Here is a 16,482-nt window from a genome sequence, read left to right as displayed (position 1 = left end):
CGTGAAACCCGTCGACCCCCGGCTCCTGAGGTACGCCCGCTCGGCCCGTGTGTTCCTCGCCGTCTCCGTCCTGCTCGGTCTCGTCGGCGCGGGCCTGGTCATCGCGCAGGCGATGGTCGTCGCGGAGATCGTCGTCGGGGGTTTCGAGGACGGTCTCGACGCCGGGGCGCTGCGCACCCCGCTGCTGCTGCTCGCCGGTGTCGCGGCCGGCCGGGCGGCCGTCTCCTGGCTCACCGAGCTGTGCGCCCACCGTGCCTCCGCCGCCGTCAAGTCCCAGCTGCGGACACGGCTGCTGGAGCACGTCACCGCGCTGGGCCCGGCGGGGCTGACCGAGCGCCGGACCGGTGAGCTCACCACGCTCGCCACCCGGGGCATCGACGCGCTCGACGGCTACTTCGCCCGCTACCTGCCCCAACTGGGCCTGGCCGTCGTGGTGCCCGCCGCCGTCCTCGCCCGCATCGTCACCGAGGACTGGATCTCGGCGCTCACCATCGCCCTGACCCTCCCTCTCATCCCGGTTTTCATGGTCCTCATCGGCTGGGCCACCCAGGCCCGCATGGACCGTCAGTGGCAGCTGCTCTCCCGGCTGTCCGGCCACTTCCTCGACGTCGTCGCGGGCCTGCCCACCCTCAAGGTCTTCGGCCGGGCCAAGGCGCAGGCCGAGTCCATCCGCGCCATCACCGCAGACCACCGGCGCGCCACCATGCGGACGCTGCGCATCACCTTCCTCTCCTCCTTCGCCCTGGAACTGCTCTCCACCATCTCGGTCGCCCTGGTCGCCGTCGGGGTCGGCATGCGGCTGGTCCACGGCGAACTCGACCTCTACACCGGGCTGGTCATCCTCGTCCTGGCACCCGAGGCGTACCTGCCGCTGCGCCAGGTGGGCGCGCACTACCACGCGGCCGCCGAGGGGCTCTCCGCCGCCGACGAGGTCTTCGCCGTCCTGGAGACCGCACCGCCCCGGCGCGGTACGGCCCCGGCCCCCGACCTGCGGACCGCGGTCGTCGAACTGGACGGGGTCGCCGTGCAGGGCCGCCTCGGGCCCGTCTCCCTGCGGGTCTCCCCCGGTGAGACGATCGCCCTCACCGGCCCCAGCGGGATCGGCAAGAGCACGCTGCTCGGTGTGCTGCTCGGCTTCACCGAGCCGACCTCGGGACGGGTCCTGGCCGACGGCACCGACCTCGCCGACCACGACCCGGCCGGCTGGCACCGGCAGATCGCCTGGGTGCCCCAGCGGCCGCACCTGTTCGCCGGGACCGTCGCCGACAACGTACGGCTGGCCCGGCCGGACGCGAGCCCGGCCGAGGTCCGTGCCGCACTCCGGGACGCCGGCGCCCCGGACCTCGACCCCGCGACGGCCCTCGGGGAGGGCGGCGGGGGGCTCTCCGCCGGACAGCGGCAACGCGTCGCCCTGGCCCGGGCCTTCCTCGCCGACCGGCCGCTGCTGCTGCTCGACGAGCCCACGGCGGCGCTGGACGGGGAGACCGAGGCGGCCGTGGTCGACGCCGTCCGGCGGCTCGCGGCCGGCCGCACGGTGCTGCTCGTGGTGCACCGCCCGGCGCTGCTCGCCGTGGCGGACCGGACGGTGCGGCTCGACGCCCGCCCGCAGGACGCCGTGCCACCCGCGGTGGCGCACCCCGCCCGGGCCGAGGCGGCGGCGACCGCCCCCGAACCCCTCGGCACGGCCCACGCCGTCGCTGCGCCCGCGTCCTCCAGGACCTCCGCGCCGCTGACCCGGGTGCGCCGGATCGCGGCACCGCTACGGCCCCGCTTCGCCCTCGCGCTGCTGCTCGGCGCCCTCGCGTTGCTGAGCGCCGTCGGCCTGATGGCGACCTCGGCCTGGCTGATCTCCCGGGCCTCCCAGCAGCCGCCGGTCCTCTACCTGATGGTCGCGGTCACCGCGACCCGGGCCTTCGGCATCGGCCGGGCGGTGTTCCGCTACGCCGAGCGCCTGGTCTCGCACGACGCCGTCTTCCGCGCCCTGGCCGACCTCAGGGTCACGGTGTACCGCCGGCTGGAGCGGCTCGCGCCGGCCGCGCTGCGTGACACCCGGCGGGGCGACCTGCTCTCCCGCCTCGTCGCCGACGTCGACGGCCTGCAGGACTACTTCCTGCGCTGGCTCCTCCCGGCCGGCGCCGCCGTGCTCACCGGCACCGCCGCGGCCGCGTTCACCGCGTGGCTGCTGCCCGGTGCCGGCGCCGCCCTGGCGGTGGGACTGCTCGCCGCGGGCGTGGCCGTGCCGACCGCCTCCGCGGCGCTCGCCCGGCGCGCCGAACGTGCCCTCGCCCCCGCCCGCGGCGAACTCGCGGCCCAGGTGGTCGAGGTGCTCACCGGCACCGCGGAACTGACCGTCGCCGGGGCCCTGCCCGGGCGCCGCGCAAAGGCGGCCGAGGCGGACCGCGTGCTCACCCGGATCGCCGCGCGTTCCGCGGCCGGCGCGGCGCTCGGGGCCGGGCTCGGCGCCCTGGTCAGCGGACTCACTGTCACCGTCTGCGCCTGGGCGGGCCTGCGGGCGGTGGCCGGCGGCGGACTGTCCGGGGTGGCGCTCGCGGTCGTCGTGCTCACCCCGCTCGCCGCCTTCGAGGCGGTGGCCGCCATGCCGCTCGCGGCACAGTACCGGCAGCGCAGCCGCCAGGCGGCGCAGCGCGTGTACGACGTGCTCGACACCCCCGAGCCCGTACGGGAGCCGGCACACCCCGCGGCCGCGCCCACCGGGCCGCACCCCCTGGTGCTGCGCGGTCTCACCGCCCGCCACCCGGGGCAGCCCCGTCCCGCGCTGGACGGTGTCGGCCTCGAACTGACGCCCGGCCGCCGGATCGCCGTCGTCGGCCCCTCCGGTTCGGGCAAGACGACCCTGGCCCATGTGCTGCTGCGCTTCCTGGACGTCGAGGCGGGCACGTACACCCTCGCCGGCACCGACGCGACGGCCCTCGACGGCGACGCCGTGCGCCGCATGGTCGGTCTGTGCGCCCAGGACGCGCACGCCTTCGACAGCACGGTCCGGGAGAACCTGCGCCTGGCCCGCCCCAACGCGGACGACGCGGAACTGCGGAAGGCGCTCGCCGCGGCCCGGCTCGACCTGGACCTCGACCTCCCGGTCGGCGAGCACGGCACCCGCCTGTCGGGCGGCCAGCGCCAGCGGCTGGCGCTGGCCCGGGCGCTGCTCGCGGACTTCCCCGTCCTGGTGCTCGACGAGCCCGCGGAACACCTCGACCTGGCCACCGCCGACGCCCTGACCGCCGATCTGCTGGCCGCGACCACCGGCCGTACGACCGTGCTGATCACCCACCGCCTCACCGGTCTGGAGGAGGTCGACGAGATCCTCGTCCTCGACGGCGGCCGGGTCGTCCAGCGCGGTACGCACCGTGAGCTCGCCGCCGCCGACAGCCCGTTCCGCCGGGGCCTGGAGCGCGAGCGGGCGGCCGAGGCACTGGGCGCGCCCGAGCCGGAGTCGATCACGGCATAGAACGCGGCACCGTCCTAGGCTCGCCGTATGGCAGAACCACTGGCCAAACTGCTGGACGCCGTCGGCTCGGTCACGTCCGCGCTGCTGGCGGACGAACAACCGGACGAGCAACCGGGCGAGGACGCGCTCGACGTCGTCGCCGAGCAGGCCCGCGCGCTCGTGGGGGCCGACGCCGGCCTGGTTCTGCTGCCGACCGTCGAGGGCGGTCTGGAGGTGGTCGCGGTCTCGGCCCGACAGCCCGCGGGACTGGTCGGCACGGTCCTGGAGGCCGACAGCCCGCCCGTCGCGCCGCTGATGGCGGGCGAGCCGGTGTTCGCGGACGACGCCGCGACCGACGACCGGATGACCATGGCGATCGCCCCGCGCTTCGGCGCCTGCATGATGCTGCCGCTGCAGAGCAGCGGTCATGTGATGGGCGCGCTCGCACTGCCGCGGGCGCACGGCGCGCCGGGCTTCACCGAGGACGAGCGCTTCGTCGCCACCCAGTTCGCGGCACAGGCGGCACTCGCCCTGCTGCTCGCCGACGCCCAGCGCGACCGCAACCGGCTGGCCGTCTACGAGGAGCGCGACCGGATCGCCCGCGACCTGCACGACTTGGTCATCCAGCGGCTCTTCGCGACGGGCCTGATGCTCCAGGGAGCCCGGCGCAAGGCGCTGTCGCCCGAGGCCGAGGAGGGCATCGCGCACGCGGTCGAGGAACTGGACGCCACCATCCAGGAGGTGCGGACGGCGATCTTCGCGCTGCAGCAGGAGCCGCGGGACGACGCGCCGTCGGGACTGCGCGCCCAGGTGCTGCGGGAGACCGGATCCGCCGCGCGGGGCCTGGGCTTCCCGCCCTCCGTACGCTTCGTCGGGCCCGTGGACCACCGGGTCGGCGCGCTCAGCGCCCGCAACCTCGTGGCGGCGCTGCGCGAGGCGCTGTCCAACGTCCAGCGGCACGCGGGCGCCACCTGGGTCGAGGTCGTGCTCGACGCCACCGCCGTGCTCGCCGACGGCCGCGAGGGGGTGCGGCTCATCGTCTCCGACGACGGCATCGGCATCCCCGAGACCGGACGGCGCAGCGGGCTGCGCAACCTCGCCCGCCGCGCTGAGTCGCTGGGCGGCGAGTCGACCTTCGGGCCGGGGCCGGACGGCAAGGGCACCACGCTCGCCTGGGAGGCGCCCCTCTGAGACCGGGTGGCGTCAGCGGGCGGCGAGGATCCGCTCGATGACGCGAGCGACGCCGTCCTCCTCGTTGGCCACCGTGCGGTGCGTCGTGGCGGCCAGCACGTCGGGGTGGGCGTTGGCGACGGCGTACGAGGTGCCCGCCCACGACAGCATGGCGAGGTCGTTGGGCATGTCGCCGAAGGCCACCACCTCCTGTGCGGAGATGCCGAGGTCCGCGCAGCAGCGCGCGAGGGTCGTCGCCTTGCTGACCCCCGTGCCGCTGATCTCCAGCAGCGCCGACGCGCTGGACCGGGTGATCTCGGCGTGCTCCCCGGCCACCGCGCGCGCGGTGTGCAGGAAGGTGTCCGGGTCGATGGACGGGTGCTTGGCGAGCAGCTTCAGCACGGGCTGGCCCTGACGCCCGCCGTCGAGCAGTTCCCCCACCGGGGCGACGACCGCGTCGGGCGCGGGGGCGTACGGCGGGTAGCCCGGCTCGTACGCGAAGCCGCCGGTCAGCTCGACGGCGAAGGCCGTGCCGGGGACGGCGGTGCGCAGGGCCGCGATGACCGCGAGCGCGTCCCGCGGGTCGAGCGGGTAGGCCGCCAGCAGCCGCCTGCCGCGGTGCAGGTCGTAGACGGCGGCGCCGTTGGCGCAGATCGCCATGCCGTGGCCGGCGGTGTGCGCGGCGACGACGTCCATCCACCGGGCGGGCCTGCCCGTGACGAAGAAGACCTCGATGCCCGCGGCCTCCGCGTCCGCCAGCGCGGCGATCGTACGGTCCGAAACGGTCTTGTCGTCGCGCAGGAGTGTGCCGTCCAGGTCGGTGGCGATCAGCCGCGGCGCGGGGGCCGCGAGGGTGGCGTCCGGGGTCCGGGGATGCTGGGTGGCTGAGGTCACCGACCCATGGTCCCCCATGCCGGTGCATATGACAGCAGGCGGGTGCGCAGTGCGAGCACCGCCACACTCTCCGTCGCCGTTGTCAGTCCCGGGTGCCACCATCTCGCCATGGCCCTTCTGCGTTGTGAAGAGCAGCCCGACCGGGAACCGGTGCTCCTGGCCGACGCTCTGCCGACCGTCGTGGACGGCATCCGCCTGGCCGCGCGCACCGCGATACCCGTCACCGATCCGGCGACCGGCGCCGCCACGACCTGCGGCCGGTGCGCCTGCGCGGGGTACCGCCACCGCACCGCCGGCGGTCACTGGATCCTGATCGAGCCCGGCGAGTGGCCCCTGGCCGCCGTACCGGCCGGTCGCCGCTGGCGCGTCGCGGGCGACGGCACGGCGGTCAACCTGCGCGCCGCCGCGCCCTCCGACACCTGCCGGATCAGTCATTTCGACGTCTGCCCCGCGGGCCCGCCGCCCGCGGCGTCGCCCGTGCTGCTCGGCCAGTGGCGGCGCAACGCCCGCCGCCGGCTCAACTGAGCTGGGCCGGTGCCTCGGTCGCGATGCGCTCGAAGACCTTCTCGTCCGCCGCGTAGACGGAGTCGGGCACCGGCCAGTGGAGCACGATCTCCGTGATGCCGGCCTCCGCGTAGCGGCCCGCGAAGTCGACGAAGGCGTCGAGTGACTCCAGGGGGCGCTCGGCCGTCGACCCGGTCAGCAGGACGCGGTCGAGCTCGCCCGGATCGCGCTCGATCTCGGCGCAGGCGATCTCCAGTCGGTCGTACTGGTGCGCGACGACCTCGAGGCACTTGTCCACCGGCACGTCCGCCGGGCCCTTCGGGTCGCCGTAGGTCACCCAGGCCTGGCCGTAGCGCGCCGCCAGCCGCAGGCCGCGCGGGCCCGTCGCCGCCACCGCGAAGGGCACCCGCGGCCGCTGCCGGCAGCCGGGGATGTTCCGCACCTCGTCCGCGGAGTAGAACTCGCCCTCGTGACTGACCACCGGCTCCGTCAGCAGCCGGTCCAGCACGGCGACGAACTCGCCGAAACGGTCGGCCCGTTCCCGCGGTGTCCAGGGCGCCTGGCCCAGCGCGGTCGCGTCGTAGCCCACCCCGCCGGCGCCGATGCCGAGCGTCAGCCGCCCGTCGCTGACGTCGTCGAGGGTGATCAGCTCCTTGGCGAGCGTCACCGGGTGCCGGAAGTTCGGCGAGGTCACGAGCGTGCCCAAACGCATACGCCGCGTTACCGTCGCTGCCGCCGTCAGCGTCGGGATCGCGCCGAACCACGGCCCGTCGCGAAAGCTCCGCCAGGAGAGATGGTCGTAGGTGTACGCGGCGTGGAACCCGAGGCCTTCGGCCCGTCGCCAGATCTTCTGTCCCTCGGACCACCGGTGGATGGGAAGGATCACCGTGCTCAGACGCATGACCCCGACCATACGCGGGCTTCCCGCCGCCACCGGTGTGCCGACCGGCGACACAGATCCCGACAGATAGCGCGCATACCGCAGTATGCCGGTCCCATGGCTGGCACGACCCGCATCACGGTGACTTTGCCCACGGAGCAGGTGGCGGAGCTGAAGAGGCTCACGGACAACGTCTCCGGCTACGTCGCGGAGGCGGTCGCCCGCCAGATCAGGCACCAGCTGCTCGGTGCGGAGCTGCGCCGTTACGAGGAGGAGCACGGCGCGTTCACCGACGGCGCCGCCCGGCCCGAAACAGCCGGGCGATCCGGGCGGTGGCCGCCGTCCGGTGGAATCCGTCGTCGAGCCGGGCCCGCGCGGCCGCTCCCGCCGCACGTCACGGGCGCCTGGTGGCCGCCTCACAGGGCGCGCCGGCCGGAACCCCGCCCGCTACCCCCAGGAGCGGGGAGCCGCAACTCGGGGCGCACCGCGGTGAGAGGTCGTCACCGGAGCGGCCGGCCGGGGCACGGCTGGGCCACCCGGGTGGTGTTGATCGGAATATCGGCACCCTCGGGGTGCGGCACCGAGGATTTCGTGCTCGCTTCCGCATCATCGGATTAGTCGCTCCCGACTCACCGAAGGAAGTGAGAGGTCATGGCTGCCAACACCCATGTCAGGACGTTCTGGGACGTCTTCGTGACGTTCCTGTTCAAGATGGTCGCGTACTTCGGGTTCGCCGTTCCGGCGTCGCGTAGCACGGCTCCGGCCGCGCCGCGACCGGAGACCGTCCCCGGGACCCGCTTCCTGCCGACCGCCGAGGCGGTCCGCCACTGGGCACCGGCACCTCGTACGGAGCCGGCACCACAACCGGTCGCGGTGGACGCCGCCGCGTCCGGTCGGGGGTTCCGTGCCGAACCGGGACTGCGGGCCGAACCGGTGCTCACTGTGGAGCCTGGCGTACGCGCCCCCGAGGTCCCGTCGTGCCGTACGTCGTACCGCAGTGAGCCCGTCGTGCCGGAGCCGTCCGTCCCGTTCGTTCCGGCGCCCTGCCTCGCCGCCGTGGCCGACGCCCAGTCCCTGCCGCCGACGATGAAGCAGCGCATCCGCGCCGAGGCTCACGGCGCCTCGCCCGTGGCCCGCGTGCGCACCCGCCCGATCGGCGACGCCGGCCTCGACCCCGTGCTGAGCGACGTGACCGAGGCCCCGGCCCGTACCCCCCGCCGCGAGTGGGCGCTGTGCGCATGACCGCCGTGGATGTGCGTGACCAGCCGGTACGGCGTGCCGCATGGCTCCCGTTGACGGAACGTCAGGCCGTCCCGGCCCCGGAGGACCGCGTCGAGCGGACCGCCCGAGGGGAAGCGCACCAGCACCACCACGGCGCCGGACACGGCGCCCCGAGCAGGACTGGGCGGACGAGCACGAGCACGAGGATGAGGACGACGATGCCGGAGACGACCCGCACCCCCGAGGCCGTGACGTTCGCCGTCGGACCGACCCGGCCCCACCCGCGGGCCACCGACCGTCAGGTCACCGACTCACCCCCCGCGCACGACGGCGGCCCGTACCACCGCATCCGTGCGTACCGCGGGCCGGCCACAGGCACACACCGCACGCCCGTGGACCGCACGCCCGAGGACCGCACCCCCACGAACCCCCCACGCGAGCGCGGCACACGCACACCCGACCGCCCGCACCCCACGACCCGACGCAGCGCCACGCGGCACCACCGCGGGGTCCGGCTGGTCGGGGGCGACCGGTGGAGCCGACCGAGCTCCCGGAGCACGCCCCGTCACGGCTGAACCGCGTGACCCACGGGAGAAAACCCCGCGAGACGGACGCACCGCACCGCCTCCCCTACGGGGGAGTCAACCCCAAGGACTACGCACAACCGCCCCCCCAGACTGACGACGGGGTGTGGTCCACGCCACTAGATTCGTGGCGTGACTGTGATCGCTACCGAAAGCCTGACGAAGCGGTACCCGAGGGTGACCGCTCTGGACCGGCTCACCGTCGACATCGCACCCGGCGTGACCGGGTTGGTCGGTGCCAACGGAGCCGGCAAGTCGACCCTGATCAAGATCCTCCTCGGGCTGGCGCCCGCCACGGAAGGCCGGGCCGCCGTCCTGGGCATGGATGTGGCGACGCAGGGCGCGGCGATCCGCGCCCATGTGGGCTACATGCCGGAGCACGACTGCCTGCCGCCGGACGTGTCGGCGACGGAGTTCGTCGTCCACATGGCCCGTATCTCAGGGCTGCCGCCGGCCGCCGCGCGCGAGCGCACCGCGGACACGCTCCGCCACGTCGGCCTGTACGAGGAGCGGTACCGCCCCATGGGCGGGTACTCCACGGGCATGAAGCAGCGGGTCAAGCTGGCACAGGCGCTGGTCCACGACCCCCGGCTGGTGCTGCTCGACGAGCCGACGAACGGGCTGGACCCCGTCGGCCGTGACGACATGCTCGGGCTGATCCGCCGCGTCCACACCGAGTTCGGCATCTCCGTGCTGGTGACCTCCCACCTGCTCGGTGAACTGGAGCGCACCAGCGACCACATCGTGGTCATCGACGGTGGCTCCCTCCTGCGCTCCTCCTCGACCAGCGACTTCACCCAGACGACCGCCTCGCTCACCGTCGAGGTCACCGAGCACGAGGACGAACTGGTGGCGAAGCTGACCGCCGCCGGGCTCAACGCGCACTCGGACGGCCGGCTGATCATGGTCGACATCGATGGGGACGAGACGTACGACGCGGTCCGCGACGCGGTCGCGGAACTCGGCACGGGCCTGGTGCGCATGGAGCAGCACCGGCACCGCATCGCCGAGATCTTCCGGGGAGGGGACGAGCATGACGCAGCTTGAGGGCAGGCCGCCCGCCGCCGACGTCATCCACGACATCGGCTACCGGCACTACGACGGCCCGCGCCTGGGCCGCGGCTACGCGCGCAAGTCGCTGTACGTCCAGAGTCTGCGCGGCGCGTACGGACTCGGCCGTTCGGCGAAGTCCAAGGTGCTGCCGATGATCCTGCTGGCCGTGATGTGCGTTCCGGCCGCGATCATGGTCGCGGTGGCGATCGGCACCAAGGCGACCAAGCTGCCGATCGAGTACACCCAGTACGCGATCATCATGCAGGCCGTCATCGGCCTCTACCTGGCGGCGCAGGCCCCGCAGGCCGTCTCGCTCGACCTGCGGTTCAAGACGACCCCGCTGTACTTCTCGCGCCCGATCGAGGCGGTCGACTACGTCGCGTCGAAGTTCGCCGCGCTGACCACGGCGCTGTTCATCCTCACCGCGACGCCGCTGCTGATCATGTACATCGGGGCGCTGCTGGCCAAGTTCGACGTGAGCGACCAGAGCGCGGGCTTCGCCAAGGCGATGCTCGCCGCGTTGCTGCTGTCGATGCTCTTCTCGGGCATCGGCCTGGTCATCGCGGCGCTGACGCCGCGCCGGGGCTTCGGTGTCGCCGCTGTCATCGCGGTGTTCACGCTCTCGTACGGCGCGGTGACCAGCGTCCAGGGCGTCGCCTCGATCAACGGCAACGCCGACGTGATCGGCTGGCTCGGCCTGTTCTCGCCGATCACGCTGATCGACGGAGCGCAGACCTGGTGGCTGGGGGCGACCTCCAGCTTCCCCGAGGGCGCGGGCCCGAAGGACGCGGTCGTCGGCACGGTCTACCTCCTCGTCCTCCTCGCCGTGATCGCCGGCTCCTTCGGCCTGCTGATGCGCCGCTACCGAAAGGCCGTACTGTCGTGACCACCCTGTCCATCGACCACGTGTCCCGCTGGTTCGGCAATGTCGTCGCCGTCAACGACGTGACGATGACGATCGGGCCCGGCGTCACCGGTCTGCTCGGCCCCAACGGCGCGGGCAAGTCCACCCTGATCAACATGATGGGCGGCTTCCTGGCCCCCTCGGCCGGCACCGTGACCCTCGACGGCGCCACGGTGTGGCGCAACGAGCAGGTGTACCGGCACATCGGCATCGTCCCCGAGCGGGAGGCGATGTACGACTTCCTGACGGCCCGCGAGTTCGTGGTCGCCAACGCCGAACTGCACGGGCTGGCGGATCCGGGCGCGGCGGCGCAGCGCGCCCTGGCCACGGTCGAGATGGAGTTCGCCCAGGACCGTCCGGTCTCCACGTACAGCAAGGGCATGCGGCAGCGCGCCAAGATGGCCTCCGCGCTGGTGCACGACCCGTCGGTGCTGCTGCTGGACGAGCCCTTCAACGGCATGGACCCCCGGCAGCGGCTGCACCTGATGGACCTGCTGCGCCGGATGGGTGCCGAGGGCCGCACGGTGCTGTTCTCCTCGCACATCCTGGAGGAGGTCGAGCAGCTGGCGAGCCACATCGAGGTGGTCGTCGCCGGCCGGCACGCCGCGTCGGGCGACTTCCGCAAGATCCGCCGGCTCATGACGGACCGGCCGCACCGCTACCTGGTGCGCTCCAGCGACGACCGGGCGCTCGCCGCCGCGCTGATCGCGGACGGGTCCACGGCCGCCATCGAGCTGGACTGGAAGGAGCGCGCGCTGCGCATCCAGGCGATCGACTTCGCCGGCTTCACCGAGCTGCTGCCGCGTGTCGCGCGGGAGCGGGGCATCCGGCTCTACACGGTCTCGCCGTCCGACGAGTCCCTGGAGAGCGTCTTCTCCTACCTGGTCACGGCGTAGGCACACGGCTGTAAGGAGCTCCGATGTTCAATCCCACCGTGGCGAGGCTGACCTACCGGGGGCTGCTGGGCCGCCGCCGGGCCCTGGTCCTGTTCGCCCTGCCCGCGCTGCTGATCCTGATCTCCGCGGCGGTGCGCGCGCTGGTCGGCGCCGACGACTCCATCGCGAGCTCGGTGCTGGGCGGTTTCGCGCTGGCGACGATGGTGCCGCTGGTCGGCGTGATCGCAGGCACCGGCGCCATCGGGCCGGAGATCGACGACGGCTCGATCATCTACCTGCTGGCCAAGCCGGTGCGGCGGCCGACGATCACCGTCACGAAACTGCTGGTCGCCATCGCGGTGTCGGTGGTCTTCTCGGCGGTGCCGACCCTGATCGCCGGGTTCATCCTCAACGGCAACAGCCAGGGCATCGCGGTCGCGTTCACCGCGGCGGCGGCGGTCGCCTCCGTCACGTACGCGGCGATCTTCCTGCTGCTCGGCGTGGTGACCCGGCAGGCGGTGGTCTTCGGCCTGGTCTACGCGCTGATCTGGGAGTCGCTGATCGGCAGCCTGGTGCCGGGGGCGCGCACGCTGAGCGTGCAGCAGTGGGCCCTGGCACTGGCCCAGAGGATCGCCGGCGAGGGCACGGTGACCTCCGATGTGGGGCTGCCGCTCGCGGTGGTGCTGCTGGTCGGCGTCACCCTTGCCGCGACGGCCTTCGCGGGGCAGCGGATGCGGTCGCTGACGCTGGCCGGCGAGGAGTGATCGTTCCGGGCTAGGCCCTGTCCTCCGGTAAGCCGCCCGGGTGGTCTTCTTCCGCCCGGGCGGCCCTGCTCCCCTGACGTCTACAATCGGATTGTCAGATTTGCGGCGTGATGTCCGAGACTCCGCTGCTCTTCGCCGTGGGCTTGTTCCTGGCCGCCCTCGGCCTGCTCGTCGCGCTGTTCAGCCCGGAGCTGGCCCACCATGTCGACGCGCTCGCCGCGCGTGCCACCGCCGGGTTCCGCCGCCTGTGGTCCCGCACCCGGGACCGCGGGCGCTTCATTCCCGTTCTTCGAAAGTGGGCCACGTCACAGGACTCCTTGAAAATTCAAGGGAATGTCGCTACCGTGAAGGAGGTTGAATCGTAAACCAACACGTCCCCAAGGAGTTCATCATGGGCCTCTTCAACCGTAAGAGCGATGCCACCGCGACCGCCGTCTCCGCCGCGCCGACCGCCGACCTGGCGCACCTGACCGGCGAGTACACGATCGACCCGACCCACAGCGAGGTCGGCTTCGCCGTGCGCCACGCGATGGTCACCACCGTGCGCGGCCAGTTCGCCGAGTACGAGGGCAAGCTGTATCTGGACGGCAGCAAGCCGGCCAACTCCTCCGCCGAGGTCACCATCAAGGTCGTCAGCGTCGACACCAACCAGGCCCAGCGCGACGAGCACCTGCGCACCGGCGACTTCTTCGACGCCGCCACCTACCCGGAGATCACCTTCCGGAGCACCTCCGCCGAGCAGATCGACGACGAGACCTACCGCATGCACGGTGACCTCACGATCAAGGACACCACCAAGCCGGTCTCCATCGACTTCACCTACAACGGCTCCGCCACCGACCCCTACGGCAACCTCCGCGTCGGTTTCGAGGGTTCCACGACCGTCAACCGCGGCGACTGGGGCCTGACCTACAACGCGGCCCTCGAGGGCGGCGGCGTCCTGATCAGCGACAAGGTCAAGCTGACCTTCGACATCTCCGCGCTCAAGGCGGCCTGAACCCGCTGAAGCCGCCGTCCCCTGCCAGACGATGGAGGGGAGGGCAGCGGACGAGACGGCCGGCACCATCGCCGGCACCGGGCGCCGCCGCACCGCACTGCGCGGAGCGGCGGCCCGGGTCGTCGTCCCCGAGGTGCGGACCCGGGCGCGCGACGCCCCCGGGACGTACATCTGGCCGCTGGTCCTCGCCGTGACCAGCGGCATCATGGCGGCCGCCCGGCCGGACCCGCGGTCCTTCCGGCCGCACCACAACAGCACCCACCTGGCGGAGCTGGACTCCAGCCGGTGCGGGCGCTGCCGGCCGGCGCGCTGTGGACCGAGTCCCCTGCGGCCTTCGGGCTGTGCGCGCCCTGCTTCCAGGCCGTGCCCGCCCCCGCCGAGCGCCGGCTGGGCACCCGGCGCCGGCTCCGCGTCGCCGCCCCGGCCCACGTCGGGGCGAGCGTCCTCAGCCGGCAGGCCGTGATGTTCGGCATCCGAGCCGACCGGCTGCCGGCCTCGCTCGCCCACACCGTCGACATCGGCGTCGGCTACGGGCCGGCCGGGGTCATCGGCGTGCTCACCCACCGCGTGCGACGACCGGCCCGGCGGCTGCCCTACCTGCTCGCCGCCACCGGCTTCTTCGCGTATCCCTGGTGGCGCCGGGCCGCACCTGCACCGACCTCGGGCACGTCATCGCCCTCCTCCTCATCGGCCTCGCGTGCCGCGGGCTCACGCCCCGGAGAAAAGCCGCTCCAGGACCAGGGCGATCCCGTCCTCACCGTTGGAGGCCGTGACCTCGTCGGCGGCCGCCTTCAGCAGCGGGTGGGCGTTGCCCATCGCGACGCCGTGGCCCGCCCACTCGAACATCGGCAGGTCGTTGGGCATGTCACCGAAGGCGATGGTCCCGGCTGCCGTCGCCCCCAGCCGGCGGGCGGCCAGCGACAGCCCCCGGGCCTTCGACAGACCCAGCGGCAGCAGCTCCACGATGCCCGTACCCGACATCACGGCGCTGACCAGGCCGCCGGCGGCCACGGTCGCCGCATGGGCGAGCTCGTCGTCCCCCAGTCGCGGGTGCTGGATGTAGAGCTTGCTGATGGGCGACGCCCACAGCCCCTCCACGTCGTCCACCTCGCCGCCCACCGGCAGCTCGGAGTCGAACAACCGGTAGCCGGGGCCGAGCACGATGTCGCCGTCCATGCCGTCGAGCGCCGCCGCCACAGCCAGCCGGCCGGTCTCCGCCTCGATCTTGGCCAGCGCCGCCCTGGCGGTCTGCCGGTCCAGCGTGAACGAGGTGAGCAGCCGCCGCTCGCCCGCGTGGTAGACCTGCGCGCCCTGCATGCAGACGGCCAGGCCCTCGTAGCCGAGGTCGTCCAGGACGTGCACCGTACGGGCCACCGGGCGTCCGGTGACGACGATGTGGTCGGCGCCCGCTGCGGCGGCCGCGACGAGCGCCTTGCGGGACCGTTCGGAGACGGTGTGGTCGGGGCCGAGCAGCGTGCCGTCGAGATCCGTCGCGATCAGACGGTAGGGAAGCGGAGCGGTCACTTGGCGACCGGCTCCAGGACTTCACGGCCGCCCAGGTACGGGCGCAGCGCCTCGGGGACGCGGACCGAGCCGTCGGCCTGCTGGTGGTTCTCCAGGATGGCGACGATGGTGCGCGGGATGGCGCACAGCGTGCCGTTGAGCGTGGCCAGCGGGCGGGTGCCGTTCTCGTCCCGCAGCCGTACCGACAGGCGGCGGGCCTGGAACTCGGTGGTGTTCGAGGTCGAGGTCAGCTCGCGGTACTTGCCCTGGGTGGGGATCCACGCCTCGCAGTCGAACTTGCGCGCCGCCGAGGAGCCAAGGTCGCCCGAGGCCAGCTCGATCACCCGGAACGGCAGCTCGAGCGAGGTCAGCCACTGCTTCTCCCACTCGACCAGCCGCGCGTGCTCGGCCTCGGCGTCCTCGGGGCGGGTGAAGACGAACATCTCCACCTTGTCGAACTGGTGGACGCGGATGATGCCGCGGGTGTCCTTGCCGTACGAACCCGCCTCGCGCCGGTAGCAGGGCGAGAAGCCCGCGTAGCGCAGCGGCAGCCTGGACGCCTCGATGATCTCGTCCATGTGGTACGCGGCGAGCGGGACCTCGGAGGTGCCGACCAGGTACAGGCCGTCCTTCTCCAGGTAGTACACGTCGTCCTCGACCTGGCCGAGGTAGCCGGTGCCGGCCATGGCCTCCGGCTTGACCAGCGTCGGGGTCAGCATCGGGGTGAAGCCGGCCGCGGTGGCCTGCGCGATGGCCGCGTTGACCAGGGCCAGCTCCAGCAGGGCGCCGACGCCGGTCAGGTAGTAGAAGCGCGAGCCGGAGACCTTGGCGCCGCGGTCGACGTCGATGGCGCCGAGCAGCTCGCCGAGGTCGATGTGGTCCTTGGGCTCGAAGCCCTCGGCGGCGAAGTCGCGCGGGTTGCCGATGACCTCCTTGACGACGAAGTCCTCCTCGCCGCCGATGGGGGCGTCCGGGTGGACGATGTTGCCGAGCTGCAGCAGCAGCCGCTGCGCCTCCTCGGCGGCCTCGTGCTGCTCGGCGTCGGCGGCCTTGACGGCGGCCTTGAGCTGCTCGGCCCGCTTCAGCAGTGCCGCGCGCTCCTCGCCCTGGGCCTTGCCGACCAGCTTGCCCAGCGACTTCTGCTCCGCGCGCAGCTCGTCGAAGCGGGTACTGGACGACCTGCGCCGCTCGTCGGCGGAGAGCAGGGCGTCGACGAGCGCGACGTCCTCTCCACGGGCGCGCTGGGAGGCGCGCACACGGTCGGGGTCCTCACGAAGCAGGCGAAGGTCAATCACGGGAACAGGCTACCGGTGTGCCGGGTGCCGACGCGACAACTTAAGTGCTTTATGGGACGTTATGTCCGCTTCGAAAGGAGGGTGCGGGAATTGCCGTGCGACCGATAATGGCGGGTCGGTTACCGTCAACCGAATTCTTCGCGTCCCTCCGGGGAGGGTATGTGGTCTGTGGACAACGGTAGTTGGGGCAGGTCCGGCCCGCAGAGTTATCCACAGGGGGAGGGGTTTCCCACTCGCTTGTCCACAGACGGTGTGGATGGGCTGTGGAAGATGGACTTGATCATTCCGTGGGTGGGTGCGGGGGCATGGATTCCCCGTCCAAACCCTCCTAACGCTCACTTTCGAGTGAGAACTCTTCCCTCTATCGAGTTGTTCGAAGGTATTGAGATGACG

General features: G+C 72.9%; 13 protein-coding genes and 3 pseudogenes. 12 read left to right on the top strand and 4 right to left on the bottom strand.

The genetic code is table 11. The annotated features are described in order from the left end of the window. The first annotated feature begins 1 nt into the window (after position 1). Together cydD and ACRWNP_RS01015 are read left to right on the top strand one after the other, a co-directional pair. A complete protein-coding gene (gene cydD, locus ACRWNP_RS01020) occupies positions 2 to 3,466 on the top strand; it encodes a thiol reductant ABC exporter subunit CydD (RefSeq protein ID WP_431958921.1) in 3,465 nt (1,154 codons plus the stop codon). 51 nt (positions 3,467 to 3,517) lie between these two features. Further along, positions 3,518 to 4,636, top strand: a pseudogene (locus ACRWNP_RS01015) (GAF domain-containing sensor histidine kinase); the annotation flags it as partial. A 12-nt stretch (positions 4,637 to 4,648) separates the two neighbouring features. Here the strand turns inward: ACRWNP_RS01015 and ACRWNP_RS01010 are convergent. Then, positions 4,649 to 5,509 (bottom strand): HAD family hydrolase, encoded by an 861-nt coding sequence (locus ACRWNP_RS01010; RefSeq protein ID WP_431958920.1) that lies wholly within the window; start codon positions 5,507 to 5,509, stop codon positions 4,649 to 4,651. Positions 5,510 to 5,617: 108 nt separating this feature from the next. Here ACRWNP_RS01010 and ACRWNP_RS01005 point away from each other — a divergent pair, with 108 nt between their 5' ends. Then, a complete protein-coding gene (locus ACRWNP_RS01005; RefSeq protein ID WP_431958919.1) occupies positions 5,618 to 6,034 on the top strand; it encodes a DUF6083 domain-containing protein in 417 nt (138 codons plus the stop codon). Here ACRWNP_RS01005 and ACRWNP_RS01000 read toward each other — a convergent pair. Next, positions 6,027 to 6,914, bottom strand: coding sequence for an LLM class flavin-dependent oxidoreductase (locus ACRWNP_RS01000; protein WP_431958918.1), 888 nt, complete (start codon positions 6,912 to 6,914; stop codon positions 6,027 to 6,029). The genes ACRWNP_RS01005 and ACRWNP_RS01000 overlap by 8 nt on opposite strands. A gap of 96 nt (positions 6,915 to 7,010) precedes the next feature. Here ACRWNP_RS01000 and ACRWNP_RS00995 point away from each other — a divergent pair. The 9 genes and pseudogenes from ACRWNP_RS00995 to ACRWNP_RS00955 form a co-directional block, all read left to right on the top strand. Next, positions 7,011 to 7,223 (top strand): annotated as a pseudogene (locus tag ACRWNP_RS00995) (hypothetical protein); the annotation flags it as partial. Between the two features lie 321 nt (positions 7,224 to 7,544). Then, positions 7,545 to 8,135, top strand: a complete 591-nt coding sequence (locus ACRWNP_RS00990) for a DUF6344 domain-containing protein (RefSeq protein WP_431958917.1) — start codon at positions 7,545 to 7,547, stop codon at positions 8,133 to 8,135. A 695-nt stretch (positions 8,136 to 8,830) separates the two neighbouring features. Then, positions 8,831 to 9,745 carry an ABC transporter ATP-binding protein gene (locus ACRWNP_RS00985; RefSeq protein WP_431958916.1) on the top strand — a complete coding sequence of 305 codons (915 nt, stop codon included), beginning with the start codon at positions 8,831 to 8,833 and terminating at the stop codon, positions 9,743 to 9,745. Then, positions 9,732 to 10,637 carry an ABC transporter permease gene (locus ACRWNP_RS00980; protein ID WP_431958915.1) on the top strand — a complete coding sequence of 302 codons (906 nt, stop codon included), beginning with the start codon at positions 9,732 to 9,734 and terminating at the stop codon, positions 10,635 to 10,637. The genes ACRWNP_RS00985 and ACRWNP_RS00980 overlap by 14 nt, the downstream gene beginning before the upstream one ends. Then, the gene (locus ACRWNP_RS00975) at positions 10,634 to 11,551 is read left to right on the top strand and encodes an ABC transporter ATP-binding protein (protein WP_431958914.1); all 918 of its coding nucleotides are present in this window, start codon (positions 10,634 to 10,636) and stop codon (positions 11,549 to 11,551) included. Before ACRWNP_RS00980 ends, ACRWNP_RS00975 begins: the two co-directional genes overlap by 4 nt. Positions 11,552 to 11,574: 23 nt before the next feature. Continuing rightward, positions 11,575 to 12,294, top strand: a complete 720-nt coding sequence (locus ACRWNP_RS00970; RefSeq protein WP_431958913.1) for an ABC transporter permease subunit — start codon at positions 11,575 to 11,577, stop codon at positions 12,292 to 12,294. 107 nt (positions 12,295 to 12,401) lie between these two features. Next, a complete protein-coding gene (locus tag ACRWNP_RS00965; protein WP_431958912.1) occupies positions 12,402 to 12,659 on the top strand; it encodes a hypothetical protein in 258 nt (85 codons plus the stop codon). A gap of 26 nt (positions 12,660 to 12,685) precedes the next feature. Further along, positions 12,686 to 13,291, top strand: a complete 606-nt coding sequence (locus ACRWNP_RS00960) for a YceI family protein (RefSeq protein WP_431958911.1) — start codon at positions 12,686 to 12,688, stop codon at positions 13,289 to 13,291. A 285-nt stretch (positions 13,292 to 13,576) separates the two neighbouring features. Beyond that, positions 13,577 to 13,909 (top strand): annotated as a pseudogene (locus tag ACRWNP_RS00955) (rhomboid-like protein); the annotation flags it as partial. A gap of 90 nt (positions 13,910 to 13,999) precedes the next feature. On the opposite strand, the gene ACRWNP_RS00950 reads toward ACRWNP_RS00955, so the two are convergent. Together ACRWNP_RS00950 and serS are read right to left on the bottom strand one after the other, a co-directional pair. Next, a complete protein-coding gene (locus tag ACRWNP_RS00950; RefSeq protein ID WP_431958910.1) occupies positions 14,000 to 14,815 on the bottom strand; it encodes a Cof-type HAD-IIB family hydrolase in 816 nt (271 codons plus the stop codon). Beyond that, positions 14,812 to 16,089: a serine--tRNA ligase gene (gene serS / locus ACRWNP_RS00945; protein ID WP_431958909.1), complete on the bottom strand. Its 1,278-nt coding sequence runs from the start codon at positions 16,087 to 16,089 to the stop codon at positions 14,812 to 14,814. Before serS ends, ACRWNP_RS00950 begins: the two co-directional genes overlap by 4 nt. Positions 16,090 to 16,482 lie beyond the last annotated feature (393 nt).

This window comes from Actinacidiphila sp. bgisy160, assembly GCF_965342435.1.
Classification (GTDB): Bacteria; Actinomycetota; Actinomycetes; order Streptomycetales; family Streptomycetaceae; genus Actinacidiphila.
This window is presented reverse-complemented; position numbering and strand designations above follow the sequence as displayed.